The following is a 23,806-nucleotide window of genomic DNA, read 5'->3' as shown; positions in this document are numbered from 1 at the left end:
CCGGCCCCGTGGCGGGTCAGGACTCGGTGGTGGGCTCAGCGGCGTCGTGCTGCACCGTGGTGGCCAGCCAGGTCTCGGTGGCCGCGTTGGAGGTGTGCGCGGTGGTGCGCACGGGGTCGCTGTCGCGCAGGGAGGCGACCGCCTCCAGGAACTCGTCGAACGTCTTGTCTTCTGCCACTGCTCGCTGTCTCCTCTGGGTCGGGGCCGTGAGTCGGGGGGAGGGCGCTGCGGGGCGGGCCGCGGGGGCCGGTCATGGCGGCGAAGCTTCCTACTCGGAGACGAGGAGCGTGAGGAACTTGCGAACGCGGCCAGCGCGGACAGGTTCGGTGCCGTGGACGAGCTGGCTGCCGAAGACCACGAGCGTGCCGGGAGCGGGTGCGACGCTCCATCGGGTGCGGGGCATGGTGCGGAACCAGCGGGAGGACATGTCCGTCCCGTCGTGTGCGAAACGCATCCCCTGGGCGTAACCCGCCTCGGTCGGCGCCTCGTCGGCGGTCCAGACGGCGTCGCTGCCCGTGGTCTCCACGTAGAACGCGTCGCCGGTGTCGTGGATGTCCGTGAGCGTGACCGTCGCGGCGGCGATCTGGCGGGGACGGGTGAGGGGATCGGGGGCGATACCGTCGGCATGCGCGGTGATGTATTGGCCGGCCCCGTATTCGAGGTAGATCCACGGCCGGTGGCCGGTGACCGACGGCAGCGTGCGCGTGATCGCGGCCACGTGGAGCTTCAGGGCCTGGTCGAGGAGGGCGGTCGCCTCGTACGGGATCTCGGTCATCTCGATCCGGCCGGCCGGCTCGTAGACGTCCTGCGCCTCGGCGGGGGAGTGACCGGGGATCTCGTGAATGGTGGTGCGGCGGGCCGTGCCGTACCAGTCGCGCCCGAGGGAGCCGAGTGTGTCGTCCATGACGAGGTTGAGTCGCTCGATCTCGTCCGGCTTGAGGAAGCCCTCCACAGTACGGATGGACAGAGTCTCGGCGATGTGGATCATTGCCCGCCTCCGCACGCGCAGGAGGTGGAGGGCGGGGCAGAGGCGGCTTCGGCCAGGGCCACCGTGAGTACGTGCACCGCTTGGGCGAGGTCCTCGAAGTACTCGGCCGACGTGGTGCCGGCAGTGGACACGAGATAGAGGTCGAGCGTCGGATACACCCGGCCGGTGGTGCGGCACGTGAGTTCGCCGCGACCGAGGACCAGCGAACACGCCCCGGGCAGGGAGGACTCGGCTCGGCTGGCGGCATGGCACAGGCGCGCCGCTGTACGCGCGTACTCGGCGCGGTCGCGCGGCAGGATGCCGACCGAGAGGAACCGGGGCTCGGCTCCGTGGAGGTCGGCGTAGGCGTGGCCCTGGCAGCTGTCATAGGTGACGGTGTTCCAGCCTGAGGTGAGCGCGTCGACGACCGGGCGGATGCCGGGCTCGATGCCCTCGTACCACTGGGGATGGTGGGGGTCGAGATCGTCTGCCTCGTGCACGCCAGGGAGGCCGACCGTGTTGATGTTCCCGTTGGCACTGACCTGGAGACGCGCGGGCGAGCGGGGGGCGGTGGGGTCGTCCCAGCGAGCCAGGAAGGCGGTGACGTGGTGCATGTTGTTGGGGCGGACGGGACGCCAGCGCAACCGGGAGCATGCGGCACCGGGCGGAAGGTCTGGCTGGGCGAGGAGGGCGGCGACGCCGTCGATCAGGCGCATGCGGTGGTCGCAGTACGCGTCTTCGTCGCCTGCGGCGGCGAAGCGGACCCGGACCGCCGGGCAGCCTGCGCCGCAGGTGTCGCGGTAGTCGCAGGTCGTGCACTTCGTGACCAGGGAGCGTGCCTGCTGGAGCAAGGCAGAGCCGCCCTGGGCGCTGGCCACGTCCGCCTCGGTGTGGATGTCGCCGAGGGAGGCGAGGCCGGCCTGCGGCCAGGGCAGCTCGTCACAGCTTCCCAGGCGGTCATCGGGATAGAGGGTGAGGACATGGTCGCACTTCAAATCGGAGAAGTGACAGGAACGGGTCCCCAGACCCTTCAGGCGGCGGATGACGGACACGACGGGCTCCAGCTTGACGCGGCGGAACACGCCGTCGGCGACCCAGTGGTGGGCGGCCTCCAACACGAAGTCGGCGTATTGACGAGGCGTGACGGCCCAGGCCGGGCCGGTGGGGCCGATGGCCCTTCGCTGGAGTGCCCGACTGGTCGGCGCACGAGATCCGACCACTGAGGTCGACTGGGTGACCGCCGCGTCGAAGCACGGCACAAGACTGACCGTCGTCACGGCGGGAAAGGATGCGAGGTGCTCCATGACCTCGGAGGCCCGGCCGAGGACGTACGGGGTGACGGCGCAGATGACGCCGACGCGGCGTTCCCGACGGCCGAGGAGCTTCATGGCTTCGACCACTCGCGGGTAGGTGGGGCGGCCGTCGTAGCCCACTCGCCACGAGTTCCCCAGCGCGTCCCCGTCGAGGGAGATGCCGATCTCCAGTTCCGGGTAGTGCCGCTCGAACAGGTCCAGCCAGGAGTCGTCGAGTTGGAGGCCGTTGGTCTGGAGGCTCACGCGGATGACGTTCGGCTGTGTGGCGAGCGCGTCCAGGATCTCCGCGATCCGTTCCCGGCCGGCGGTCAGGGGCTCGCCGCCGTGGAGTTCGACGCTGAGGGGACGCCCGGAGAAGATCGAACCGAGGCGGTGGACCTGTGTCGCGCTGATCCGGGCGCCGCCCGGTGACTCCTTGCGCTTCTCGAAGCAGTACAGGCAGTCGATGTCGCAGGTCTCCCCGCGGAGCTTGAGGATGACGGAGACAGCCGTGTCCGGCCCGGTGCTCGACAGCGGGGCGTAGAGACTCTCCAGGTCGATGGGGGCGGTGCGGGTGACGGGCATCAGAGGACTCCTGAGGAGGAGAGGCGTGGTCTACGCGCCATCGGTGGAGACCGTGGACAGCCACCCGAGAAGTTGTCCGCCGGTGATGGGGATGTGGACGTCGCCGCGGCGCAGGAACCACCCGTCGGCGTACCGCTGGGGTAGCCAGCCGGCGTCAGGGGCAACCAGGTTGGGAGGTTTCTGCAGCTGGTCGTCGACGGGCCAGCAGCCCAGGAGCGCTCTGGCCACGCGTCGCTGAACGGGGCGGAACCACTCCCACGTCTCTGTGTGGGCCGGCTCGATCGGCGGATCGAACGGAGCGCCAGCAAGCAGCGGCAGCCACTTGTCGCCCAGGACCGGATGACCAGCCGCCGCGCACTCGAGCGCGGTGACGCAGGTCTCCAGCTTCCGGCACACGACGCGGGCGGGTTCGGCCAGGCCGTCTTCGACGAGGCCGGTGAGGTCCTCGGCGAGGCTCGCCGCGACCTCCGCTTGGTCGGCGACCGACCAGCGTCGGTAGCCCTGGCGCTCCCCGGCATCGAGCACCGGGTCCCAGCGTCCGGAGCCGTACGAGAGAGCGGTGCGCAGACACATGAGGTCGTGCATCGAGGCGCGTACTCGGCGAAACGATCCGAGGTCATCGCGGCGGACGTCGAAGGAGCGGAGCAGGTGTCGGAGTTCCTCCGCCTGCTGCGGCGCCGCCGCCTGGAGGTCGACACGGACGCCGTCCACGATGCGCGACTCCCACACCGGAGGGTCGCCGTACACGATGGCGCGCAGGTCGATGTCGCTGGCCGCGTGGGCGAAGCCGCAAGCGAGCGCTCCCTCCAGCCAGACCTCATGAGCCAGGCCGGAGACGAGCAGCTCCCGGGCGACTCCGTCAGCGATCTCCCGGCGCAGCTGTGCTGATGGGTTCACCGGCGGCCTCCTTCGATGAGGATCTCGTCGTCGGCGGTGATCTCCCTGAGGAGATCGACGGCCCATCGGTCGAGCGTTCCGCGCACGTCGGACCGCTGGGCGCCGATGTGGGGCGAGGCCAGGAGGTTGAGCGGCACCGTGGAGCCGGTGAGGAGCGGTAGGTGCTCCCGCTCGACCGGGTCGAGTGCGAGGCCCGAGAGTCCGCCGTCCGCCAACGCCCGCAGACAGGCGGAGACATCGAGAGTCTCCAGCCGCCCGGCGCAGATCAGCAGGGGCTGCTGCGGAGCGACGCGTGCCAGGAATTCCTCGCTGATGAATTGCCGGGTCGTGGCACGCAGTGGCAGGGCGACCACGTGCACCTGCGACTGCTCCATGAGCGCCGCTTGCGACACCACCCGCAGACCGGGGGGATTCGACGGCCATGCGGCGTAGGCCGTGCGTGCCACACGTGGGGCGAGGGCCCGGCCGGCGGCCAGCCCCACCGGGCCCGCGCCCCAGACGCCTGCGGCCAGGGTGCCGAGTGAGACACCCATGCACGCCTCCTTCTCGTGGCGGCCGAGCATGAGCGCGTGCTGACCCAGGGGAATCCGCCGGGCCAGGGCGAGGGCAGCGGCGAGGACCCACTCGCCCACAGCGGCTGCGCCGGCGTCGGCGTTGCGGTGCAGCGTGATCCCACGACGCTGGAGGGCGCTCACGTCGATGTGGTCGATGCCGGAGCCGGTCCGTACGACGTGCCGCAGGCGAGGCAGTGCGTCGAGCTCCCGCTCGCCGAGTCGGACACCGGAACGCAGGACGACCACGGCCGCGTCGGCTGGCAGAGGCCAGTTCAGGTCCAGCAAATCGTGCACGGGGACGGCTGGCAGCGCGCGGCGGATCGCACCCGCATCCGCCGCTCCGCGCACCACGAGGACTGCGCTCATCCGAGGGACCCCGGCTTCTCGTACCGGCCGAAGGCCAGATCACCCTCGCCCACGACGACGGTCACGGGCGACGGCGCGCCGAAGTACGCGTCGCAGGCGCGCTTCACCCCGGGGAGCCCGTCCCAGGCTCGTGGATTGACCGCCGTGTCCGCGTAGTCGTCGACGAGCAGCACCCCCGTCGCCACCAGGCGGGTGACGCAGTGCGTGAGTCCCGTGAGGGTCGAGTCGTAGAAGTCGCCGTCCAGGTAGGCGAACGCGATCTCGTCGGGCAGCTCCTTGGGAAGGGTCTCGTCGAACCACCCCGGATGGATGACCGGCGCCGGCTTGCCCCAGGCCGCGTGCGTGGCGCGCACGTCGTCCGGGGATGACCGGAGCTCGCCCGCCGCCAGGTGGTCCGAGTCCTCGGCGCCGGGCGCGGGCATGCCCTGGAAGGAGTCGTAGACGTGGATCTGGCGCTCGCGGTCGCCCAGCGAGTCGAGCACGCTACGGATCCAGAGGGCCATCGCGCCCCTGTAGCAGCCGAGTTCGACCACGGCGCCCGGCACGCCGCCGGCGGACATGTCGGCGAGCTCGGCGGCGATCACGTGGAGCCGGTCGGCACAGACCGTCCCTGAGTGCTCCCGCAGTAGCCACTCCTGCAGATCCTTCAGCGTTGGATCCATGAAGGTCACCACCTGTCCACGAAGGGGTCGGCGAGCTTCCCGCTCAACGCCGCCGACAGCGGGCGGTTGATCCGGGGCAGCAGGTACACGTCGCCCAGACGTTCCAGCGGAACCCACTCGAAGCCCACCTGGATGGGGTCCGGCGGTTCCGGCATACGCGGCTCGGCGTCGTCCACCTGCTCGGCGAGGAAGTTGACCTGAACCTTCTGTACGTCCCCGAACTCGCCCTGCCACGACTCGGGGACGTACTCGACGACACACAGCAGACGCCGGGCCACGACATGCAGGCCGGTCTCCTGCGCGACCTTGCGGTTCACGGCCTGGCGGAGGTCCTCGCCGACCTGGGCCTTGCCGCCCGGGAGGTTGTAGTGGAACCCGGCCTCGTCGTCGTATGACAGGAGCAGGATGGCGCCGTCGCGCACGATTGCCGCCTTCACGGAGACACTGATCCGAGGCAGCTCGGGCGTCAGAGGCACGACAGCGCCTCCGGTTCGCCGACGCGCATCAGGTCGCCGACCTCCGCGAGGGACCCCGCGACGGTGGAGCGGAAACTCCCTCCGCGCCGGAACTGAAGGGCGGCGGTGCGCATACCCGCGAGGGCGGCACGGCTGAGTTGGTTCGCGTAGATGCAGAGGCGGAAGCCGGCCTCGCCGAGCTTGGCGGCGCTCAGGTCGGGGAACGCCGTGGGCACGCTGACCAGCGGTACGCCGTGGTTCCACGCGCGTCCGATGGCCCGCGCCTGGTCACCGGTGGCGTCCTTGGAGTGGATGAGGATCGCATCCGCTCCGGCGTCGGCGTACGCCTCGGCGCGGGCGATCGCCGTGGTCATGTCCTCGCCGGCGATCAGGGCCTCGGTGCGGGCCACGACCACGAGGCCGTCACCGGCGGTCTTCCGTATGCGCCCCACCTGCTCGCACAGCAGGTCCCGGTCGGCGAGGCCCTGGGCACGGTGGGCCGCGAAGCTGTTGCACTTGGGGTACGCGCTGTCCTCGACACACACTGCCGCGGCTCCGGCGCGCATCAGGTCGTACGCGAACCGCTCCGCCGTGCGCCCCGAGCCGCCCGCGTTGTCGATGTCCACGATGACAGGCAGTTCGGTGACACGGCCGAGCGAGGCGACCACGTCGGACAGGTCCCGGGGGCCCAGAACGTTGGCGTCCGGCAGCCCGGAGGCCGCGGACACCTCCAGACCGCTCACCCACAGGGCGTCGAAGCCCGCCTCCGCCGCGACGTGCGCGGCGAGCGCGTTCACCGCACCGATCGCCAGGAGCGGGTGCTTCCGCTCGCTGTCGTCGAGGGCCTCGCGCAGACGCCTCGCCTTCGTGCCGTCAGTCACAGGTCTCTCCTCCTTCCGCGTGGGCGCCGATGGGCGGTACCAGCTGTCGATCGCGCAGTACGTCCCAGGCGGAGAGCAGCACCTCGGACCGGGGGCGGCGGGCATCCAGGCGGACCACGTCGCCGAGGAGCGGGAACTGGTCGGGCTTCGTGACCACGGCCTCATAGGTCTCCCGAACCCGGCTCTGGACGTCGTGCACGTCCCAGTCGGCTCGGACGGCGTCTCCCTGGCGGGCCTGTGCCCGGCTCATCGAGGCGTCGGTCTCCAGGTCCAGGACGAGCGTGAGATCGGGGGCCGCGGTGAGGTGCGCGGCCAGCGTCTCGTACGTCTCCGACGCCCTCATGCGGTGCTTCACGGCGAAGAAGGCCAGCTCGCTGAGCAGCCAGCGATCCGCGATCACGGGCCGGGCCGGTCGCTGAGGGAGCACGAGGCGATCCAGCGTGGCCCGCTTGTCCGCCGCGATCGCGGACAGGTAGGCGTCACGGTTCCCGGCGTTCGGCTGGTACTTGCCGGTGACGATGGCGGCGGCCTGGTCGGCCGCGAGGAAGTTGGTGGTGAGCACGCACAGCGGGGTGACGCCGTAGAGCCCCTCCCAGAGCCGGAACAGGCCCTTGCGTAGCGTCGTCTTGCCGGTGCCGTCGAGCCCCTCGATGACGATGAACGGATAGCGGTGTTTCATTCGACCTGCCCTGCCCCCGTGCCGCCGGCGTACTTGGTGAAGCGGCCCCGCCAGCGGGCCGCGGTGGATACCAGGTCCACCAGCCGCAGCTCCGCCAACTCGTCGATGAGGCGGGGCAGCTCGGGCTCGGCGCAGATGCCGGCCTCGATGGCCCGGCAGTACGCGGCGCGGAGGGCCGGGTCGTCGGCGGAGTCGCGCAGCGCTGTCTCCAGCACCCGCGTGGCCATGCCGTGGGCCACGACGCTCACGGCGGTGCCCAGGGCCTGCTCATGGACCGGGCTCGGGTGCGGCTCCAGCGTGAGGTGGTGCACCCCGCGGTGGCGGATGACCGCGAAGAAGCCCACCCACCACGCGGCGGCGCCGCTGACGGCGATCACAGCGTCGGACCAGGACGCCCCGGACTGCTCGACGAGGAGATTCTGGGCAGCGGTGTCTGCGGCGCGGTGAAGTTCCCCGCGCTGGTTCCGCGACTCCGTTCCGTGCCGCTGGGGCAGCTCCCACCAGAAGCCGAGCCCGGCGTCCCCCAGCAGCGCCATCGCGGACTCGCCGCTTGCTGGCAGCGGCGACGGGCGTCGGGCCAGCACGGAGACATCGGCGCCCGGCACGTCCGGCAGCGCCTTCTCCTCGGCGACAGCAGCCCGCCATTCGTCGAGATGAAGATGGAGCCGCTGGGTCAGCAGCCCGTCCGCCAGCGTCTGCCAGGCATGGGCGAGCGGCGGGGAACCGGGAGGCCGGGGTGGCAGGGTCAAGGAGGTCACAGGTCGGATCCTCACGTCCGGGGAGTCGCGGCACGCGGCTCCGGTCGGCGGTGCTCCACCACGATGGCCGCCACGAAGGCCCACGCCTATGAGTGTTTATGAGCCCCATCAGCGGAACGTGCCCGGGTGATCACAGAGCGAGGGAGAATGCCGACCATGGTCGACAGCGGACAGCGGCGGTGTACGCGCTGCGGTGCCCTTCTCAGCCGCTTCAATGCCGGTACACGATGCGCCTCGTGCCAGGACGGGCCGGCCACCCGACGGGCCGACCCGGCCTTCTGGCGTGATCCGACGGTCCGGCGAGCCGTGGCTGCATGGGAACTCGGCACCGTCGTCAAGCTGTTCAGGAAGCACACGGGCCTCTCCCAGGCCGGCGTGGCGCGGATGGTCAGCATCGACCAGGCCGAGGTCAGCAGACTGGAACGAGGGCTCAAACAGATCCGTGACCGACGGCAGTTCGTCCAGTGGACCGATGCGCTCGGAATCCCGGAGGAGCTGCTCGGGCTCCTGCCCACGGCCGATCCGCACATCCCGGACTCCACGGGCCGACCGGGAACGGCGGGTACCGGAGCCCGTGGGTACGCGACGCTGTCCGAAGGGCCGGGCCAGCTTCTGTTACCTGCCGGCCGGTCCGTCCCGACGACAGCGCTTCCTGTGTTGACCCTTCCCGCGGCCTCCTTCCTCGGGGACAGCCTGAGGCTCGACTCCCGCCCGGAGCTGGATGCCTGGCGCGCCATGCCGATGCGCGCGCTCGTCGTCGCGAACCGCACGGTGGACGGGGCGGTCCGGCAGTTCGTCGCCGACGCCCGGTCGAGCGGCATACGCGCTACCGCCTCCACTCCGGTCGACATCCCCGCCGCGTACGAACTGGACGATCTGACCTACGGCATCCTCTGGGCCGTGTCCGGCTTCGAGGCGGCACTTCTCGGCGACGACCAAGCCCTGTACACATCGCTGGCGTCGCTCACCGTTTCCCCAGGCTCGCCAGTTGCCTCCGACCAGAGCCTGACGGAAGTCTCCCGGATGCTGATCGGCTCGGAGACCGCCGCCCGGTACATCCTGGGCCACCGTGACCACCTGGGCGACGCGCCCGTCTTCTGGACCAGGGAGCAGCGCGGTGAAGAGGCTGCCACGTGGCTGTTGTTTCGGCACAAATACCGCTACCTCGAACGATTGGCACCCCGGAGTCCGGGCGGTACCAGCGGCCGGGGGTTCTGCGTCCCCGAGACTGCTGTCGCCTCCTCGCCCGCGTACGAGCGCGTTCTGCTCTTCCTCGCCATCGCGCTCATGGAGTCCTTCGGCATCCGTACCTGGGTGACCGACGACGGAGGCTTCGCTTACACCGACGGCTTCGCGCTCTCCCACGGGCGCCGGGCTGTTATCGCCTCATGGGTACGAACCGAGGGGGCGTCTCGCCTCGCGGTCACCGCGCGGCCGGGAGCCCTGCGGACGTTCGCCGATGTCACGGGCCACGTCAGCCAACACTCGGCCACGGCGGCCGAGCAGGCAGGGCAGCGCCTTGCGGCAACGGCGGAGTACCTCGGCCTCGACGCCTCCTGGCTCGGTCGCCGGTGCGCACAGTTGTCGGCGGCCGGTACGGAGCGGCTTGCCCGGCCGCGCAGCCGGTTGCTCGGCCTCGAAGGGCTGGAGGCCGCCTGCCGGTTCGTGGCCGAGCAGATGGTGATCATTCCGCGTACCCGGACGGCGCCGACCCGATAGCCTGCCTGAACCACTCGTGAGGCAGCGCTTGGCGGCGTCCGGACAGGGGAGCAGGGGAATGACGGAGTCGGTCAGGAACGTGGCGGTCTTTTCCCTCGGCGGCACGATCGCCATGACCACGGATCCCACCACCGGAGGCGTCGTACCGGCGCTTTCGGCCCACGAACTCCTCGCTGCAGTACCCGCGTTGGCCACGAGTGGCATCGGTCTCAAGGTGCGAGACTTCCGACGTTTGCCCGGCGCCTCCCTGACCTTCGAGGACCTCACCGCACTGTCGGCCGAGATCGCGGCGGAGCTGGAGACCGGAGAGGTCAACGGCGTCGTCATCACGCAGGGCACCGACACCATCGAGGAGACCGCCTTCCTCCTCGACCTCTACCACGGCCACGAACAGCCGGTTGTCGTCACCGGCGCGATGCGCAACCCCACTCTGTCCGGCGCCGACGGCCCGGCCAACCTCCATGCCGCCGTCCTGGCCGCCGCCGACCCTGGACTCAGCGGAGTCGGCTGCCTCGTCGTACTCGGCGACGAGATCCACTCGGCCCGGACCGTCCGCAAGTCCCACACCACCAGCCCCGCCGCCTTCACCTCACCAGCAAGCGGCCCGATCGCGCGGATCGCGGAGAACCGGGTGCGGATGGTGGGCGGCCTGCCGTCCCGCGGACCGCTAGTCGGCACCCCCGACCGTGGGGCGCGCGTCGGGCTCTACACCGTCACCCTCGGCGACGACGGCACCCTGCTCGACCTGTGGGACGGCAACTGCGACGGACTCGTGGTCGCGGCCTTCGGTGTCGGCCACGTCCCGGAGCGTCTCGTCGAAGGGCTCACCAAGCTCGCGTCCCGTATCCCCGTGGTCCTCGCCTCCCGCATCGGCAATGGGCCCGTCCTGTCCGACACGTACGGCTTCGCCGGCTCCGAGAAGGACCTCCTCGGCCGTGGGCTCATCAGCGCTGGAGACCTCGGCCCGTATCAGGCGCGGCTCCTCCTGCACGCTCTGCTCGCCCAGGGCGCCGACGGAGCGACGGTCCGCGAGACCTTCACCACCGCCTCCGCCCGCTGATCCCACCTCATCAGGAGACTCCCGCCACATGCGTGCTCACGAGCTGACCGTCGGCCGTACCTTCGGCGTCACCTTCGACCACGGGGAGGACTTCTTTGAGGCGCTGTCCACCTTCTGCCGGGACAACGGCGTCCGGCAGGGCTACATCCCCTCGTTCATCGGAGCCTTCGCGGAGGCCGAGATCGTGGGTGCTTGCGAGAAGCTCGCGGACCCGGACGCACCGGTCTGGGCGAAGGCGTACGTAACCAACGTCGAGGCGTTCGGCGCCGGCACCCTCGCCCAGGACCCCGCCACCGGCGGAATACTCCCGCACATCCACGTCTCCGCCGGTCTGAAGGCCCAGTCGGCCGACGGCAGGACGAGCCATCTTCTCAGCGCCAAGGTCCAGTTCCTCAGCGAGCTGCTGATCGTGGAAGTCACGTCGCCCACCATGACCCGGCCCCGGAACCCCGACCTCTACGACGTTCCGCTGCTTACGTTTGGCTGACCGGCAGGAGCCGGCGAATCCAGGGGTGGCCGGGCGCGATCACCTTGATCGCGTCCGTCAGCCAGGCGCGTGCCGGAGCGTCGAGCAGCGGCAGTACCGCTTCGAAGTCGGTCTCGTCCTTGTCCCGGGTCGTCTTGGCCTTGTAGAAGAGCTGCACTTCGGGCGCGAGATATGGGATGCCGGCCTTGCTCGTCCGCCCGAGCATGTCGATCGGGAGCCGGATCTCCGGGGTGCGCCGCGAGACCCACTGGGTTCCCTCGGCCTCGTCCAGCATGAGCTGCACCGACCAGGGCGCCTTGGATGTGCGGCGGCACCAGATGTCGTGGAGCGGCGGTCGAAGGACCTCTCCAGGACGCCACGGTCGCAACTCCCCCTGGCCAGGCGGATCCGCCACGTACAGGTCCCAGTCGGCCAGCAGTTCATGTACGAGGGCCTGGTCACGCCGGAGGACGAGGACGTCGAGATCGCCGTGTGCACGCAGCTCGCGGCCGACCGCGAGTTCGATCGCGTAGCCACCGGCGATCCACCACGGGAAGTCCGCCTTGGCGAAGACCATGGCCACATCCTCGGGGCGATCCGGCACCCAGCGTCCCAACACGTCAGCACTCACCCGCCCATACTCCCAGTGACCAGACGGGCGGAAGCGCAGGCCGACGGCGGGTCGGCGGTCTCGCTGGAGTGCCTCTTCGCTCGCTGGCCCTCGCGCTCATAAACGCCCATGAGCATCAGGGGCACCGGCGGCCATCGTTGAGTGCGTGACTCGCGACCGGTCTCATGGCTGGTGCCTGAGCCACGATCCTCCCGGGGTCGCGCGCCCGAAGCCGGGGTGCTTCCTGCGGCCGTACGCCTCTCAGCGGCGTGCCTGACGCGCTTCCGCGACCACGTTGCAGCTCCGGGAGACGGCCACCGACGTCACCCACAGGAGGTCCGCCGCCCGATGATCAGCGCGCCGTCCGCCGCTCTCGGCCTCGTGTACCGCTGGACCGACCACACCATCAACCCGACCGGCGAAGCCCGCGCGGTTCTGCGACGTGTCCTCAAGGATCTGGGCCTGTCAGGAGACGTCATCAGCGACGGAGTCCTGGCCGTCTCGGAGCTCGTGGCGAACGCGCACGAGCACGCGCGCGGCCCGTACGAGGTACACCTTCGCTCTGTTGCCGGAAGATACATCTGCGAGATCCACGACGGGAATCCTCTTCTCCCTACGGACCTCTACCTGGCTGCCGTGTCCTCGCCGGAAGCCACCGCGTCGGAGGCAGTGAGCGGGCTGCACACTGAGCGCGGACGGGGCCTGCACATCGTGAACGAGCTGACCCAGGGACAGTGGGGGTTTCAGGTCACGAACTGCGGGACCAAGGCGGCCTGGGTGGTGCTGGCCGAGGCTTCGGCTGTGATGGCTAACCGAGGCGGTCAGACCTGACGAAGGTGCCGATGCGGCAGATGCTCCCGCAAGGTCGTCGAGAAGGTCGGTGATCGCGTATCGACGTACCGTCACACGCTCGTACGCGTGCGTCATTCAGTGCTGGCGGCGGCCCGACATGCGCAGAGTCCGCGAACCGAAGTACTTGCCTGCTCCCGCGCCACGTCCCGGCGGCAAGCGGCAGACTGACAGCGCCTACCTCCGGCGCCGTCAGCGGCCTCGGACCTGTTTGGCCACCCCAGTGGTGTTGTACCGGTATCGGGCCATCTCTTCGGTCACTCCGTAGTGCTCGGCGATCTGCGCTGGCCCCCACTGGCGGCGGACTGCGCCGAGCAGCAGGGGGCGGGGAAGCATGAGTGTTCCGCCAAAGGCAGTGGCTTGTTCTTCCTCGTCGGGGCGGCAGGTCCTGAAGGGCATGCCATTGACTTCGCGGATCTCGGTGAGGTCATGCTTCAGGACGAGGTGGGAGAGCTCGTGGGCCACGTCGCTGGCCCTGCGGCCCGGGATTCGGAGCGGGTTGGTGACGACGATGTTCCTGCCGGAGACCTGGAAGGTCGCGGCGGAGAAAGCGTACGCCTGGACTCGTTCGAGTTCTTCGAGGCGGGTACGGGTCTGTCAAACGAGCGGCCCTGTCTCGCTTTCGGTGGTGACGGAGCGTCGTGGTAGGTCGTTGACATTCGTGTGATGGATGTCAACGAGCTTGTGTCGGCTGTCTTTTCGGGCCTGTCCCCGCTGGTCATCGAGGATGTGGCCGACGAAGGTGAGCGGATCTTGGTGCGGGCACGGACTTCGCTGGACACCGCGGTTTGCCCGGTGTGCGGGGCCTCGTCGGAACGCGTGCACGGCTATCACTGGCGGACCGTCGCGGACCTGCCGGTCGATGAACGACGGGTGGTGGTCCGTGTGCGGGTTCGGCGTCTGGTGTGTCCCACGCACGGCTGCCTGCACACCTTCCGCGAACAGGTGCCCGGAGTGCTGGACCGATACCAGCGGCGTACGACCCGCCTGACCAGGCACGTCAAGGCAGTGGTCAAGGAGTTAGCGGGCCGGGCGGGGGCACGTCTGCTGGCGATACTCGCGGCGGGCGTCTCGCGTCACACGGCTCTTCGCACCCTGCTGCGGATCCCGCTGCCCACTGGGCGGGCACCCCGCGTGATCGGCGTCGACGACTTCGCGCTGCGCCGGCGGCACCGCTACGCCACCGTGATCATCGATGCCGAGACCCACGAGAGGATCGACGTGCTGCCCGACCGCACGGCCGACACCCTGGAAGCATGGCTGCGCAAGCATCCGGACATCGAGATCGTGTGCCGCGACGGCTCCGCGACCTACGCCGAGGCCATCCGCCGCGCCCTGCCCCGCGCGACGCAAGTCGGTGATCGGTGGCATCTGTGGCACAACCTGTGCGAAGCCGCTCTGAGCGAGGTCAAGGCGCACAGCGCCTGCTGGGCCACCGTACTGCACGCGCCGATCTACGACGGACCCCGCGCCCAGACCACCCTGGAACGCTGGCACCAGGTCCACGACCTACTCGACCAGGGCGTCGGCCTGCTCGAATGCGCCCGCCGCCTGGAACTGGCCCTGAACACCGTCAAACGCTATGCCCGCGCCGAACGGCCCGAGCGCATGCTCCGCGTCCCCAAGTACCGCGCCAGCCTCGTCGACCCCTACCGCGAGCGCCTGCGCAAACGCCGGGCCGAGGATCCAGGCGTCCCCGTCCAGCACCTCTTCGAAGAGATCAAAGCCCTCGGCTTCACGGGCTGCCTGAACCTCTTGCACAAGTACATCAACCAAGGCCGCGCGGACGCCGACCGCAGCCACATCTCCCCGCGCAGGCTCGCCCGAATGCTGCTGACCAGACCCGACAACCTCAAGGCCGAGCAACACGAACTCCTGGCCAAACTCACCGCCGCCTGCCCCGAGATGACTCAACTAGCCGCAAGCACACGCGACTTCACACCGCTCCTTGCACCGCACGCCGACAACGCCGACGCACTCTCGTGCTGGATCGTCCAGGTCCGCGGCGCCGACCTGCCCCACCTGCATGCCTTCACCCGAGGGCTGGAACGAGACCGCGACGCCGTAAACGCCGCCCTCACACTTCCCTACAGCAACGGCCCCACCGAGGGCGTCAACACCAAGACCAAACGGATCGCGCGCCAGATGCACGGACGAGCAGGCTTCACCCTGCTTCGCCACCGCATCCTCCTCGGATAGCGGCACGCTCCGTCACCACCGAAAGGGAGACAGGGCCAAACGATTTACAGTCCCCAGCGCCTCAAGCTCGGGCTGACTGAGCAATGGGAGTCGGCGCTCGACGCGCGCTTGGCCATGCGCCCGACATCACCAGTACGTACGTTGGATGCCCTGCTGCAGGGGCGACTCATGGGTGTATAGGCATGATTGCGAGCGTCCGGGGCGTGTTGTAACTACATGCTCCGGGCGCTGGAAAGATCAGAGGAACGTCGGGCTCGGTGCAAGGACTGCCGAAGTGATCACATCGGCGGACGTTCCGCCAGAGCGCACGAGGTCGGCGGCAGCGCTCTGGGTTTGCAGGAGGCCAGGCTGGGCGAGTACTGCAAGAGCCTCAACGACGTCGAGAACTGGGTAGTCACGACGATCGGCAAGGTAGCGCGCGACAGTACGTGCCGCGGGCCTGGGCAGCGCCGCCTCCTTCGGAAGCTGCGCGTCGGCGGCGAGGAATGCCATGACGACCTCCCAGGCCATGTAGAAGGTCTCGACGAAGCTGCCGTCGTAGGGGAGTGGGCAAACCACGAGACTCCGGTGGTCGTCCACGTAGATCTTGTCGGACTTCCCCTGAGATGCGGGCACGATCCCGATCCGGAGCCCCTTGTCCCCGCGGAGGCCCGAGGGGTTGATCTTCACGGTTGTCGCCACCCAGTAATCGCTGTTCGAGCCCAAGAAGAGGTCCGCCCGCCAGAGGCCGCTGATGCTTTGTGGCAATCCAGTGCCTGCCCCCTTCTTCCTGAACGCCGCAGCCGCAGCGTTCAGGTGCCGCTTCAGCTTCACGGGGCGCCCGCGTGTGCCTGACAAGAGAGAAGAGTCGTTGGTCAGCAGCTCGCTCGCGGTGTCAATGAGCTGCTGAGATCCAGCCTTTTCTGCTCCGAAGAGGATCGAGCTCACGCCCCCACCGGGAACCTTGCACAGCTTGAGCGCGTCTTCGACGCGCTCAAGGACGCGGTCCTCTCCGCGACTCACCGCGTCGTGTGCTGCGTACTCGAAACAGATCCCGGTGTCGCCGTCTCCGGGACGGCGGAGCCGCGGCAACATCATCAACTTAACGTCGGCTCGCTCGCCTATCTCGGCGACGACCTCGGCCTTGAGGGAGTAGAGGATCCCCAGGAGGATGGGACGTACTACAGCCGTGATCGCCGAGACCTCATCGGCCACCGGATTCAGCTGTTGCTCGCTTCTGATCTCCATGACGTGTGACCCTAGCCTGCGAGCAGCTCGGCGTGCTGGGAGCTTGCCGGTACGTAACAGGCGACGACCTGGCTTGCGGGAGCACGGGTCCTGGTGTGATTGACAAGTCGTGCCCAGCAGGAGCCAGGTGGGCCTGGGGGCAGCCGTTTGGGAGCCGCATCCCGAAGTCGGCTCCCAAACGGCTCCCAAGATTGGCCCCGGAACGACTCAGGGGCCCGACCCGCTCTCGCGGATCAGGCCCCTGATTAGGTGTTTCACCAGTCGGGGTGGCGGGATTTGAACCCACGGCCTCTTCGTCCCGAACGAAGCGCGCTGCCAAGCTGCGCCACACCCCGGTGCAACGAGGAATACTCTAGCGGACCGGGGAGCTGAGGCGAAATCCGGTTACCGGCGCGGGGTCAGGGTGAGCAGCGTGGCTTCCGGGGGGCAGGCGAAGCGGACCGGGGTGTAGCGGTTCGTGCCGCAGCCCGCGGAGACGTGGAGGTGGGCGTGGTGGCCGCCCGCGCGGTGCGTGGACAGGCCCTTCACCCGGCGGGTGTCCAGGTCGCAGTTGGTGACCAGGGCGCCGTAGAAGGGGACGCACAGCTGGCCGCCGTGGGTGTGGCCGGCCAGGATCAGCGGGTAGCCGTCCGCCGCGAAGGCGTCCAGCACGCGCAGGTACGGGGCGTGGACGACGGCCAGACTGAGATCCGCGTCACTCGACGGCCCGCCGGAGACCATCCCGTACCGGTCCCGCTTGATGTGCGGGTCGTCCAGCCCGGTCAGCGCGATCTCCGTGCCGTCGGAGAGCTTCAGACGGCCGCGGGCGTTGTTCAGGCCGGTCCAGCCCGCCATGTCGAACGCGTCGCGCAGGTCCTCCCACGGGTTGTGGATCACGCCGCGGGCGGGGGCGTTGCCGTTCAGGCCGTGCTGCCCCCGCGCCTTCTCCACCAGGTAGCGGGCCGGGTTGCGTAGCTTGGGCCCGTAGTAGTCGTTCGAACCGAAGACGTACGCGCCGGGGAACTCCAGCAGCGGGCCGAGCGCGTCCAGCACGTCGGGGACGGCCTCGGGGTCGGAGAGGTTGTCGCCGGTGTTGATCACGAAGTCGGGGCGCAGCCCGGCCAGCGACTGCAACCAGCGTCGCTTCTTGTCCTGGCCTCGCACCATGTGGACGTCGGACACCTGGAGCACGCGCAACGGGCGCGCCCCCGGCTTCAGCACCGGCACCTCGACCCGGCGCAGCCGGAAGGAGCGAACCTCGAAGCCGGCGGCGTACGCCACACCGGCCGCGCCGACAGCCGTGATTCCCAGCGGGATCCCATAACGAGCGCGCATGCGCCCCATGGTCGCAGACCGCCGTGTGGGCAAGAAATCATGACGCTCGCCCCGGCGTCCACGTGGCAGACTCGCGACTATGACCACCACGCTCAAGCAGCGCCTCCAGGAGGACCTCACCGCTGCCATCAAGGGCCGCGACGAGCTGCGCTCGTCCACGCTGCGCCTGACGCTGTCGGCCGTCACCACCGAGGAGGTCGCGGGCAAGTCCGCCCGCGAGCTGTCCGACGACGAGGTGCTGAAGGTGATCGCCCGCGAGGCGAAGAAGCGCCGGGAGGCGGCGGAGGCGTTCGCCCAGGGCGGTCGCGCGGACCAGGCGGAGCGGGAGCGGGCCGAGGGCGAGGTGCTCGCCGAGTATCTGCCGAAGCAACTCTCCGACGAGGAGCTGTCCGCGATCGTCGCCGACGCGGTGCGCGAGGCGACGGCCGGCGGGGCGGAGGGACCGCGGGCGATGGGCGCGGTCATGAAGATCGCCAACCCGAGGATCGCCGGCCGCGCGGAAGGCGGCCGTGTGGCGGCAGAGGTCAAGCGCCAGCTCGCGGGCTCCTGACCCCGGTCACCTCTCCTCGAGCGCCTGGCCCCCGGCCACCTCTGCGACGGCCGATGCAACCGACGGCCGGCCCCGGTCGCCGCGGGACGACGACAGCGCGCGGTGCGAAGAACGCCTTCGCACCGCGCGCTGTCGTGTCCGGGCCACCCCTCGGCGGCCCCGGTCGGTCTACGGGAAGATGCCGCCGCCGTCGCCCCCGTCACCGTTGTCGCCGCCGTTGTCACCGCCGCCGATGAAGCCGGACGGGAACGGGTTCGGGTCGTGCTTCTTGTGACCCTTGTGGTTGCCGCCGTTGCCGTTGCCGCTCGGCGGGTTCTGCGTCTGGTCGCCGGTGTTCGAACCGTTGCCGCCGTTGTCCCCGTTGTTGTCACCGGAGAGCTGGACCGTGGACAGCGGGGGCGACGAGGTGCCCGCCAGGGCGCCGCTCACCGCGTCGTGCCAGATCGGGCCCGGGGTGTCGGCACCCATCACCTGGGCGTGGAAGACGCCGCCGATGGTGATGTTGTACATGTCGCGGTTGCCCGTGGGGTCGCCGACCCAGACCGCGCCGGCCATGTCCGAGGTGTAGCCGACGAACCACGCGTTCTTCAGGCCGTCCGTCGTACCGGTCTTGCCCGCGCTGTCACGGTCCTTGAGGCCGGCGAGCGTACCGGTGCCGTCTTCGACCACGCCCTTGAGCAGGGTGTTGATGGTGGCCGCGGTGTTCGCCGACATGGCCTGCCTGCAGGAGGTGGCGGGCACCGGGATCGACTTGCCGGAGGCGTCGGTGATCGACTCGATGGCGGTCGGCGAGCAGTAGACGCCGTGGTTGGCGAAGGTCGCGTAGGCCGAGGCCATGGTCAGCGGCGAGACCAGCTGGGTGCCGAGCGTGACGGACGGGACCTGCTGGAGGGCGTCGCCGTTGGACTGCGTCACGCCCAGCTTGGAGGCCATCTGGGTCACCGGGCAGATGCCGACCTGACCGATGAGCTGGACGAAGTAGGTGTTGACCGACAGGGCCATCGCCTTCTTCATGTTCATCGGGCCGACCTCGGACTTGGACTCGTTCGTCAGCGATTCGCCACCACTGTTGACCCAGGGCTTGCCGCAGGTGCTGACCGAGCTGGGGTACGACATCGAGTACGGCGCGGGCTCGACGGTGTTGGGGTCGGTGCCGCTGTCGATGGCCGCCGCCGCGGTGATCGGCTTGAACGTCGAGCCGGACTGGAAGCCCATGCCGCCGCCCATGGTCTGGTTGACGCTGTAGTTGATCTGCGTCTCGTCGGTGTCGAAGCCGTACGGCCGCGACTGCCCCATCGCGAGGATCTTGCCGGTGCCGGGCTGGACGAGGGTGACGGCGGTGGCGACCGGGTCGGACTTGTAGACGTGCTTGGTGATGGACGCCTGCACGGCCTGCTGCGCCTTCGGGTCCAGCGTCGTGCGGATCGTCATGCCGCCGGTCTCCCAGCGCTTGGCGCGGGCCTGGGCGGTGGAGCCGAAGGCCGGATCGTTGAGGAACTGCTCGCGCACGTAGTCGCAGAAGAAGCCGGCTCCCATGACGGCGGTGATGCAGCCGTTCTTCGGGGTGCTGGGCTTGAGGCCGAGGGGCTGGGCCTCGGCGGCCTTCGCCTGCGCGTTGCTGATGTCGCCGAGCTGGGCCATGCGCATCAGCACGGTGTTGCGCCGGTCGGTGGCCGCCTTGGGGTGCTCCAGCGGGTCGTATCCGGTGGGCGACTGCACGAGCCCGGCCAGCAGCGCGGACTGGTCCAGGCTCAGGTCGGCCGCGTGGGTGGAGAAGTAGCGCTCGGAGGCGGCCTCGATCCCGTACGCCTGCTCACCGAAGAAGGTGATGTTCAGGTAGTTGTTCAGGATCTGCTTCTTGCCCAGCTCCTTCTCGATCTGGATCGCGTACTTCAGTTCCTTGATCTTGCGGCCGATGGTCTGCTGGGTGGCCTCGGCGACCGCCTTGGGGTCGTCGCCCGCCTCCTCGATGAAGACGTTCTTGACGTACTGCTGGGTCAGCGTGGACGCGCCCTGGGCGACGCCGCCGTCCTGGGCGTTGGTGCCGAGCGCCCGCAGGATGCCCTTGGGGTCGATTGGGCCGTGCTGCCAGAAGCGCGAGTCCTCGATGGCGACGATGGCCTTCTGCATCACCGGGTTGATCTGGTTCAGCGGCACGACCGTGCGGTCGCGGGAGTAGACGGTGGCGATGAGGTCGCCGTTGGCGTCCAGGATGTGCGAGGCCTGGCTCAGCGGCGGGCGCTTCAACTCGCCCGGCAGATCGTTGAACTGCTGCGCGGTGCCCTTGGCGGTCAGCCCCAGGGCGCCGGTCGCGGGCAGCGCGATGCCCGCCATCACCACTCCCGCCAGCACGCTGACACCGAGGAACTTCGCCACGTGCCGGGCCGTCGGTCGCGACGGCCGGCCCCCGCCCGAACGCATGTAACCCATGGAGGGCAGCCTACGTGGCGATTCTGAGGACGTGCGGCCACCTGTTCGCCTAGTCTGTGAATCGCATGAGCCTCCCCCAGGCCGTCCTCTGCCCTCGTTATTCACTCTTGTGGGTGATGAGAGCTGTCCTGATTCCTGGCATATGCCAGAGGTCTCGGTCAGCAATACGTCCCAACTGTCCGGAATATACCGGAAAATGACCGGCGAGATGTCCTGAGTGTCAGCTATGAACCCTGGTCACTCCGTTGGGTGATCTGCCGCGCACGCATAGTCCATTCGGACCATCCAAGATTGGGCCTGAAAGGGCTGTTGTGCGGTGCTCGCCTTCCGTAACGTCCTCAACTGGCGGCGGTGAATATGCCGCTGCCGCCGTGGGGGAGCCCCGATTCGGGAGAGGACGGCGCCAGCATGAGCTGGGTTACCGACTGGAGTGCGCAGGCAGCGTGCCGCACCACTGATCCGGACGAACTCTTCGTCCAGGGGGCGGCGCAGAACAGGGCCAAGGCGGTGTGCACCGGATGCCCGGTGCGGACCGAGTGCCTGGCCGACGCCCTCGACAACCGTGTCGAGTTCGGCGTCTGGGGCGGGATGACGGAGCGCGAGCGCAGGGCACTGCTGCGCCGCAGGCCCACGGTCACCTCCTGGCGGAGGCTGCTGGAGACCGCGCGGCACGAGTACGAACGCGGCATGGGCCTGCTCACCGCGGACCTCGAGGACGAAGAGGACTACGCGGCCGTGGGCTGACCGTTCGCCAGCCGCTCGCCCACCTCGCGCAGGCCGTCCAGGTCGTGCACGTCGCCGGGGAGCGCGGCCACCTCGGCGACGGCCACGTCCGGGTGGACCGACGCGAAGCGCTCGCGGGTGCGGCGCTCGCGGGCGACCACCTGCATGCGTTCGGCGTGCAACCGCAGCAGACCGGCGGCGAGCAGCTCCGCGGGCAGGTCCGCTCCCGGCTCCGGGTCGTACGCGGAAGTCGACTCGGCGTCGGCGGAAGGCTGTTGCGGTACTGTGACACCCTCCCCGTCCGATACGTCTGAAGTGCCCGATGTCTCCCTTGCGTCCGTCCCGCTTCCCTCGGCAACGGTCACGGGGTCCACGGCATCGTCCACGTGCTCCACGGCATCGGGCAGCTCCTCCTCCGCCATCTCCTCCAGGGCCTCCGCCGCCGCCAGGGCGCGTTCCGCGGTGAGCCGGGCGGCCTCGCTGCCGTGCACCCGGTTGAGCACCAGGCCGGCGAGCGGCATGCGTTCGGCCGCGAGCCGTTCCACGAAGTACGACGCCTCGCGCAGCGCGTCCCGTTCGGGCGCCGCGACCACCAGGAACGCGGTGCCCGGTGTCTGGAGCAGCCGGTAGGTCGCGTCGGCCCGCTTGCGGAAGCCGCCGAACATCGTGTCCATCGCGGCCACGAAGGTCTGCACGTCCTTGAGCAGATGGGCGCCCACCACCTTGTTGAGGGCGCCCGTCATCATCGACATCCCCGCGTTCAGGAACATCATCCCGGCCCGGCCGCCCGCCTTGGCCGGCGCCATCAGCAGCTTGATGAACCGTCCGTCCAGGAACGACCCCAGCCGCTTGGGCGCGTCCAGGAAGTCCAGCGCCGACCGGCTCGGCGGGGTGTCGACGACGATCAGGTCCCACTCGTCGCGCGCCCGCAGCTGGCCAAGCTTCTCCATGGCCATGTACTCCTGCGTGCCCGCGAAGCCGGCCGACAGCGACTGGTAGAAGGGGTTCTCCAGGATCGCCCGGGCGCGCTCCGGATCGGCGTTGGCCAGCACGACGTCGTCGAACGTCCGCTTCATGTCCAGCATCATCGCGTCGAGCCTGCCGCCCGCCGACTCGTCGATGCCCGGGACCCGGCGCGGGGTGTTGTCCAGCTCGGTGAGGCCCATCGACTGCGCCAGCCGCCGCGCCGGGTCGATGGTGAGCACCACGGCGGCCCGGCCGCGTTCCGCCGCGCGCAGGCCGAGCGCGGCGGCGGTCGTCGTCTTGCCGACGCCGCCGGAACCGCAGCAGACGACGATCCGGGTGTCCGGATCGTCCAGCAGGGCGTCGACGTCGAGCGCCGGTGGCTGCCAACTCATTCCCGTGCTCCGCTCGTCGGCAACGCGTCCGTCCCGCGTGCTCCGCTCGCCGGTGCCCAGCTCATCCCGCGGACTCCTCGCGTCGTGCCGCCGCTCATCCACGGACCCCCTGCGCGCGCAGGCTCTCCGCGAGCCGGTACAGGCCGCCCAGGTCGACGCCGTCGCCGAGCAGGCCGAGTTCGTGGACCGGCAGGCCGAGGCCGCCGATCTCGGCGCGCCCGCGCCGTTCCAGCACCACCCGTTCGGCGTGCTCGCGGGCCTGTTCCAGCAGCGGGTCCACCAGGCGTTCCGCGTGACCGCCGCGCCGGGCACCGCCGAGACCCGCCTGCGACAGCGCCTTGGCGACGTCGGCGCGGCGGTCCTCGGCGACCGCCCGCACCGCCTCGTCGTCCAGCACGACCGGACGCAGCATGTTGACGACGACGGCGCCCACCGGCAGCCCGGCGGCGCGCAGTTCGGCGACGCCGTCCACGGTCTCCTGGACCGGCATCTCCTCCAGCAGCGTCACCAGGTGCACCGCGGTCTCCGGGGACTTCAGCACCCGCATCACCGCCTGCGCCTGGTTGTATATCGGGCCGAAGCGCGCGAGCCCGGCGACCTCGTCGTTGACGTTGAGGAAGCGGGTGATGCGGCCGGTGGGCGGCGCGTCCATCACGACCGCGTCGTACACCCGCCAGCCGGCCTTGTCCTTGCGGCGCACCGCCTCGCAGGCCTTGCCGGTCAGCAGGACATCGCGCAGGCCGGGGGCGATGGTCGTGGCGAAGTCGATGGCGCCCAGCTTCTTCAGGGCGCGGCCCGCCCGGCCCAGCTTGTAGAACATCTCCAGGTAGTCCAGGAGCGCCAGTTCGGGGTCGATCGCGAGCGCGTGCACCTCGCCCCCGCCGGGCACGATCGCGATCCGGCGTTCCTCGTAGGGGAGCGGCTCGGTCTCGAAGAGCTGGGCGATGCCGCCGCGGCCCTCCACCTCGACCAGCAGGGTGCGGCGTCCCTCGGCGGCGAGGGCGAGCGCGAGCGCGGCGGCGACCGTCGTCTTACCGGTCCCGCCCTTGCCCGTGACGATGTGGAGCCGCGTCGGGTCCGGTGCGGCGTGCTGCTGGGCGCTCACTCCACCGAGCCTAACCAGTCGTGGTCGCGTCTACGCATGGGGTGGGCGCGCGTGCGCGCACGCGAGGGAACGAGCGCCCGCGCGCGGGACGAGTGCGCCC

General features: G+C 69.8%; 23 protein-coding genes, 1 tRNA gene and 1 pseudogene. 7 read left to right on the top strand and 18 right to left on the bottom strand.

From position 1 onward, the window contains the following. Positions 1 to 16 precede the first annotated feature (16 nt). The 10 genes from CK485_RS28870 to CK485_RS29190 all read right to left on the bottom strand — a co-directional run bounded on the left by CK485_RS28870 (position 17) and on the right by CK485_RS29190 (position 8,096). Positions 17 to 178 (bottom strand): hypothetical protein, encoded by a 162-nt coding sequence (locus CK485_RS28870; protein WP_158288253.1) that lies wholly within the window; start codon positions 176 to 178, stop codon positions 17 to 19. A gap of 90 nt (positions 179 to 268) precedes the next feature. Then, positions 269 to 988, bottom strand: coding sequence for a 2OG-Fe(II) oxygenase (locus tag CK485_RS27080; RefSeq protein ID WP_109454569.1), 720 nt, complete (start codon positions 986 to 988; stop codon positions 269 to 271). Then, a complete protein-coding gene (locus CK485_RS27075; RefSeq protein ID WP_109454568.1) occupies positions 985 to 2,844 on the bottom strand; it encodes a radical SAM protein in 1,860 nt (619 codons plus the stop codon). The genes CK485_RS27080 and CK485_RS27075 overlap by 4 nt, the downstream gene beginning before the upstream one ends. A gap of 30 nt (positions 2,845 to 2,874) precedes the next feature. Then, on the bottom strand, positions 2,875 to 3,741 hold the full coding sequence (locus CK485_RS27070; protein WP_109454567.1) for a hypothetical protein: 867 nt from the start codon (positions 3,739 to 3,741) through the stop codon (positions 2,875 to 2,877). Continuing rightward, on the bottom strand, positions 3,738 to 4,661 hold the full coding sequence (locus CK485_RS27065) for an NAD(P)-dependent oxidoreductase (protein WP_109454566.1): 924 nt from the start codon (positions 4,659 to 4,661) through the stop codon (positions 3,738 to 3,740). Before CK485_RS27065 ends, CK485_RS27070 begins: the two co-directional genes overlap by 4 nt. Further along, complete coding sequence (locus tag CK485_RS27060) at positions 4,658 to 5,323, bottom strand: TylF/MycF/NovP-related O-methyltransferase (RefSeq protein WP_109454784.1); 666 nt, start codon at positions 5,321 to 5,323, stop codon at positions 4,658 to 4,660. Before CK485_RS27060 ends, CK485_RS27065 begins: the two co-directional genes overlap by 4 nt. Positions 5,324 to 5,328: 5 nt before the next feature. Next, positions 5,329 to 5,760, bottom strand: coding sequence for an NUDIX domain-containing protein (locus tag CK485_RS27055; RefSeq protein ID WP_241968636.1), 432 nt, complete (start codon positions 5,758 to 5,760; stop codon positions 5,329 to 5,331). Between the two features lie 29 nt (positions 5,761 to 5,789). Then, positions 5,790 to 6,659, bottom strand: coding sequence for an isocitrate lyase/phosphoenolpyruvate mutase family protein (locus CK485_RS27050; protein ID WP_199239541.1), 870 nt, complete (start codon positions 6,657 to 6,659; stop codon positions 5,790 to 5,792). Next, on the bottom strand, positions 6,652 to 7,338 hold the full coding sequence (locus tag CK485_RS27045) for a dTMP kinase (RefSeq protein ID WP_109454564.1): 687 nt from the start codon (positions 7,336 to 7,338) through the stop codon (positions 6,652 to 6,654). Before CK485_RS27045 ends, CK485_RS27050 begins: the two co-directional genes overlap by 8 nt. After that, positions 7,335 to 8,096, bottom strand: a complete 762-nt coding sequence (locus CK485_RS29190; RefSeq protein WP_199239540.1) for a hypothetical protein — start codon at positions 8,094 to 8,096, stop codon at positions 7,335 to 7,337. The genes CK485_RS27045 and CK485_RS29190 overlap by 4 nt, the downstream gene beginning before the upstream one ends. Positions 8,097 to 8,252: 156 nt before the next feature. Here CK485_RS29190 and CK485_RS27035 point away from each other — a divergent pair, with 156 nt between their 5' ends. From CK485_RS27035 to CK485_RS27025, 3 genes are read left to right on the top strand one after another with little or no spacing between them, the layout of a single operon-like run. Then, complete coding sequence (locus CK485_RS27035) at positions 8,253 to 9,815, top strand: helix-turn-helix transcriptional regulator (protein WP_158288252.1); 1,563 nt, start codon at positions 8,253 to 8,255, stop codon at positions 9,813 to 9,815. A 58-nt stretch (positions 9,816 to 9,873) separates the two neighbouring features. After that, a complete protein-coding gene (locus tag CK485_RS27030; RefSeq protein WP_109454562.1) occupies positions 9,874 to 10,875 on the top strand; it encodes an asparaginase in 1,002 nt (333 codons plus the stop codon). Between the two features lie 28 nt (positions 10,876 to 10,903). After that, the gene (locus CK485_RS27025; protein ID WP_109454561.1) at positions 10,904 to 11,362 is read left to right on the top strand and encodes a DUF296 domain-containing protein; all 459 of its coding nucleotides are present in this window, start codon (positions 10,904 to 10,906) and stop codon (positions 11,360 to 11,362) included. Here the strand turns inward: CK485_RS27025 and CK485_RS27020 are convergent. Continuing rightward, positions 11,349 to 11,918, bottom strand: a complete 570-nt coding sequence (locus tag CK485_RS27020; protein ID WP_109454560.1) for an amino acid transporter — start codon at positions 11,916 to 11,918, stop codon at positions 11,349 to 11,351. The two genes, CK485_RS27025 and CK485_RS27020, sit on opposite strands and share 14 nt — an antisense overlap. A 381-nt stretch (positions 11,919 to 12,299) precedes the next feature. Here CK485_RS27020 and CK485_RS27015 point away from each other — a divergent pair, with 381 nt between their 5' ends. Next, positions 12,300 to 12,782, top strand: a complete 483-nt coding sequence (locus CK485_RS27015) for an ATP-binding protein (RefSeq protein WP_109454559.1) — start codon at positions 12,300 to 12,302, stop codon at positions 12,780 to 12,782. A gap of 210 nt (positions 12,783 to 12,992) precedes the next feature. Here CK485_RS27015 and CK485_RS27010 read toward each other — a convergent pair. Then, a pseudogene (locus CK485_RS27010) lies at positions 12,993 to 13,322 on the bottom strand (ImmA/IrrE family metallo-endopeptidase); the annotation flags it as partial. A 135-nt stretch (positions 13,323 to 13,457) separates the two neighbouring features. Between CK485_RS27010 and CK485_RS27005 the strand changes: the two are divergent. Next, a complete protein-coding gene (locus tag CK485_RS27005; RefSeq protein ID WP_109454557.1) occupies positions 13,458 to 14,999 on the top strand; it encodes an ISL3 family transposase in 1,542 nt (513 codons plus the stop codon). Between the two features lie 237 nt (positions 15,000 to 15,236). On the opposite strand, the gene CK485_RS27000 is transcribed toward CK485_RS27005, so the two are convergent. The 3 genes from CK485_RS27000 to CK485_RS26990 form a co-directional block, all read right to left on the bottom strand. Next, positions 15,237 to 16,226, bottom strand: coding sequence for a hypothetical protein (locus CK485_RS27000; protein ID WP_109454556.1), 990 nt, complete (start codon positions 16,224 to 16,226; stop codon positions 15,237 to 15,239). A 261-nt stretch (positions 16,227 to 16,487) separates the two neighbouring features. Further along, a tRNA-Pro gene (locus CK485_RS26995) sits at positions 16,488 to 16,561 on the bottom strand. A 49-nt stretch (positions 16,562 to 16,610) separates the two neighbouring features. Next, positions 16,611 to 17,540: a metallophosphoesterase gene (locus CK485_RS26990; RefSeq protein ID WP_199239539.1), complete on the bottom strand. Its 930-nt coding sequence runs from the start codon at positions 17,538 to 17,540 to the stop codon at positions 16,611 to 16,613. A 79-nt stretch (positions 17,541 to 17,619) separates the two neighbouring features. Here CK485_RS26990 and CK485_RS26985 point away from each other — a divergent pair, with 79 nt between their 5' ends. Further along, entirely contained in the window at positions 17,620 to 18,090 is a 471-nt protein-coding gene (locus CK485_RS26985) for a GatB/YqeY domain-containing protein (RefSeq protein WP_109454554.1), read from the top strand. Between the two features lie 168 nt (positions 18,091 to 18,258). Here CK485_RS26985 and CK485_RS26980 read toward each other — a convergent pair whose 3' ends face one another. Continuing rightward, positions 18,259 to 20,520, bottom strand: coding sequence for a transglycosylase domain-containing protein (locus CK485_RS26980; RefSeq protein WP_109454553.1), 2,262 nt, complete (start codon positions 20,518 to 20,520; stop codon positions 18,259 to 18,261). A gap of 408 nt (positions 20,521 to 20,928) precedes the next feature. Here CK485_RS26980 and CK485_RS26970 point away from each other — a divergent pair, with 408 nt between their 5' ends. Further along, the gene (locus CK485_RS26970; RefSeq protein WP_199239538.1) at positions 20,929 to 21,264 is read left to right on the top strand and encodes a WhiB family transcriptional regulator; all 336 of its coding nucleotides are present in this window, start codon (positions 20,929 to 20,931) and stop codon (positions 21,262 to 21,264) included. Here CK485_RS26970 and CK485_RS26965 read toward each other — a convergent pair. Both CK485_RS26965 and CK485_RS26960 read right to left on the bottom strand, forming a co-directional pair. After that, positions 21,246 to 22,601 carry an ArsA family ATPase gene (locus CK485_RS26965; protein ID WP_109454550.1) on the bottom strand — a complete coding sequence of 452 codons (1,356 nt, stop codon included), beginning with the start codon at positions 22,599 to 22,601 and terminating at the stop codon, positions 21,246 to 21,248. The two genes, CK485_RS26970 and CK485_RS26965, sit on opposite strands and share 19 nt — an antisense overlap. Before the next feature lie 94 nt (positions 22,602 to 22,695). Beyond that, positions 22,696 to 23,706, bottom strand: a complete 1,011-nt coding sequence (locus CK485_RS26960; protein ID WP_109454549.1) for an ArsA-related P-loop ATPase — start codon at positions 23,704 to 23,706, stop codon at positions 22,696 to 22,698. Positions 23,707 to 23,806: the final 100 nt, after the last annotated feature.

The sequence above is a fragment of the Streptomyces sp. ICBB 8177 genome, assembly GCF_003144095.1.
Taxonomy (GTDB): domain Bacteria; phylum Actinomycetota; class Actinomycetes; order Streptomycetales; family Streptomycetaceae; genus Streptantibioticus_D.
Note: the sequence above shows the minus strand (reverse complement) of the source record. Positions and strands in the feature narration are given on the sequence as shown.